The organism is Pseudomonas sp., from assembly GCF_049645325.1.
Classification (GTDB): domain Bacteria; phylum Pseudomonadota; class Gammaproteobacteria; order Pseudomonadales; family Pseudomonadaceae; genus Aquipseudomonas.
Genome location: NZ_JBARTQ010000504.1, coordinates 1 through 2,900, shown reverse-complemented (window position 1 = coordinate 2,900; position 2,900 = coordinate 1). Strand labels below are relative to the sequence as shown.

Below are 2,900 nucleotides of genomic sequence, written 5' to 3'. Positions count from 1 at the left end.
TACACCGCTATCGCAGGCAAGCCAGCTCCCACAGTTTTTAACCGCGCGCGGTCAGTTCAATAATGCAGCTGCGGCCGCTGACGGAGATATCCAGCAAGCCAGTGTTACCGTTCACTTGCAGGCAATCATGGTGACCCAGCTTCTGGTCCAGCACCTTCACTTCATCCGCCACGCTGAACACCAGCACGGTCTGCGCCGTGGTGAAAAACCGCTGCTCACCGTCTATCCATTGAAAGCGCACCTGGTAACGCTCGGGCGAATAGATCAGGTTGAAATCTCGAATCGGCCCGGTGATCAAACGGCATGAAACCTCGCTTTCACCGCTGAACGCGAATGGCTGCAACGGTAACAACCCGCGCTGCTCCTCACCATCCACGGTCAGGACCATGCCCGCGCCCTTGATCACGGTGATCACGCGCTGATAACCGGCGAAGGTCGAAAACCCGCCCGACTCGGCGATGTCGGCAATCGACAGGCGCCAGCCGAAACCCTCCAGGCCAGTGCCTGCGTCACGGGTGATTTCTTCGGTACTGCCGCCGCCGTTTTTCCACGGCATGCGCACGTAATCGGCGGCGCGCCAGACTTTCACTGCACTCATTTACTGAAACGTCCTTCCAGGCTATGGCGGGAACCGGGGTGGATCAAACGCGCGGCAGTCACCGGCTGGCGGCCCGACCAGGTACGCCTGCGAATCAACAGGCACGGCTCGCTCGGCTCGATCTGCAACAGCTTGCACTCGGCGGCATCGGCGAGAATCGCCTCGACCACGTGCTCGCCCTCGGTCAGCGGCGCCACCTGGTTGAGGTAGGCGTAAGGCGTTTGCTGGGTGAAATCCTGCTGCAGGTATTCCGGCGCAACCAGGGCGTTGACGAAGCGGTCTTCGATTTGCACGGGAATGTCGTTTTCAAAATGCACGATCAGCGAGTGAAACACCCGCCCGCCTTCGCGCATTTCCAGGGCGACGGCACGCTCGGAACCGGCCGCCTCTTCGCCCAGGTGGATGACCTGGCAGGTATGCCGATGACCGCGCGAGGCGATCTCATCGGCAATGTTGTGCACTTCAAACAGCGCCGACTGGCTCTTGGGCTCGGCGACAAACGTGCCGACGCCCTGCATGCGCACCAGCAACCCTTCGGCGGTGAGCTCACGCAGGGCGCGGTTGATGGTCATGCGGCTGAAACCCAGTTGGCTGACCAGTTCGCTCTCGGAGGGCACGCGGTAATGCGGCGGCCAGTTGCCGTTGAGGATCTGCTGGCTGATCATCTGTTTCACGCGGGCATACAAGGGCGCCGGACTTTCGTCCATGTGGGCAGCCAGCGAAGACTTGGCAGGCGGAGTCGGCACAGGGAATCCTTGCAGGGGGAAAAGATGCATAGATTGCCGGAGTTTACCGAGCAGGCAAACGTCTGTATATGTATATACAAATAAACACACGACCGGGGTGCCTTGATCATGTCCGCTTTCTTTGCCGAACGCGCGCTGCTGCCTAATGGATGGGCCAACGATGTACGCTTTGAAGTCAGCGCCGATGGCGTGCTGACCCACGTTGAGCCCAATGCCAGTGCAGACGGTGCCGAGCGGCTCAGGGGCCCGGTGTTGGCGGGCATGCCAAACCTGCATTCGCATGCCTTCCAGCGCGCCATGGCGGGTTTGGCGGAAGTGGCCGGCAACCCGAATGACAGCTTCTGGACCTGGCGCGACTTGATGTACCGGATGGTCGGCAAGATCAGCCCGGAGCAATTGCAGGTCATCGCGCGCCAGCTGTACATCGAGATGCTCAAGGCCGGTTACACCTCGGTGGCTGAATTCCATTATGTGCACCACGACGTCAGCGGCCAGCCGTATGCCGATCGCACGGAGCTGTCGCGGCAGATCAGCCAGGCGGCCGCCAGCAGTGGTATTGGCCTCACGTTGGTGCCGGTGCTCTATACCCATTCCGGGTTTGGCGGCCAGGCACCGAATGAAGGCCAACGCCGGTTTATCAACAGCACTGAAAGTTACCTCGACCTGCAAGCCCGCTTGAAGCCGATAGTGGCCGCGCAACCGGCGCAGCAGTTGGGCCTGTGCTTCCACTCGCTGCGCGCCGTCACGCCGCAACAAATCAATGACGTGCTGGCCGCCAGCGACAAGGCTTGCCCGGTGCACATCCACATTGCCGAGCAGCAAAAAGAAGTCGACGACTGCCTGGCCTGGAGCGGTAAACGCCCGCTGCAATGGCTGTACGACAACGTTGAAGTCGATGAGCGCTGGTGCCTGGTGCACGCCACACATGCCGACGCTGACGAGGTGGCGCGCATGGCCAAGAGCCGCGCGATTGCCGGCTTGTGCCTGACCACCGAAGCCAACCTGGGTGACGGGATTTTCCCGGCGGTGGATTTCCTCGCCCAGGGCGGGCGCATGGGCATCGGTTCCGACAGCCATGTGTCATTGAGCGTGGTGGAGGAATTGCGCTGGTTGGAATATGGCCAGCGCCTGCGCGATCAGCGGCGTAACCGCTTGTATCGCACTGACCAGCCGATGGTGGGTCGCACGTTGTTTGACGCCGCCCTGGACGGCGGCGCCCAGGCGCTGGGTCAGCCGATTGGTCGGCTGGAAGTGGGCAAACGTGCGGATTGGCTGGTGCTGGATGGCAACGACCCGTACCTGGCGACGGCGACCGAGGATGGGATTCTCAATCGCTGGCTGTTCGCCGGCGGCGACCGGCAGGTGCGTGATGTGCTGGTGAACGGCAAGTGGGTGGTGCGCGATGGGCATCATGCCGGCGAGGAAGACAGCAGCCGGGCGTTTACACAGGTCTTGAGAGACTTGCTGGGCTAACAGGCTGCACCTAACAAATGTGGGAGCGGGCTTGCTCGCGAATGCGGTGGATCAGTCAGAACATCTGATACTGATCTACCGCT

3 protein-coding genes are annotated in these 2,900 nt (G+C 61.5%); 1 reads left to right on the top strand and 2 read right to left on the bottom strand.

Going from position 1 to position 2,900, the window contains the following annotated elements:
• Positions 1-37: 37 nt before the first annotated feature.
• Positions 38-598, bottom strand: a complete 561-nt coding sequence (locus WBB95_RS21490) for a HutD family protein (RefSeq protein WP_424489403.1) — start codon at positions 596-598, stop codon at positions 38-40.
• Positions 595-1,305 carry a histidine utilization repressor gene (gene hutC / locus WBB95_RS21485; protein WP_017738808.1) on the bottom strand — a complete coding sequence of 237 codons (711 nt, stop codon included), beginning with the start codon at positions 1,303-1,305 and terminating at the stop codon, positions 595-597. Before hutC ends, WBB95_RS21490 begins: the two co-directional genes overlap by 4 nt.
• A 147-nt stretch (positions 1,306-1,452) precedes the next feature.
• On the opposite strand from hutC, the gene WBB95_RS21480 reads away from it, so the two are divergent.
• On the top strand, positions 1,453-2,817 hold the full coding sequence (locus WBB95_RS21480; protein WP_424489402.1) for a formimidoylglutamate deiminase: 1,365 nt from the start codon (positions 1,453-1,455) through the stop codon (positions 2,815-2,817).
• Positions 2,818-2,900 lie beyond the last annotated feature (83 nt).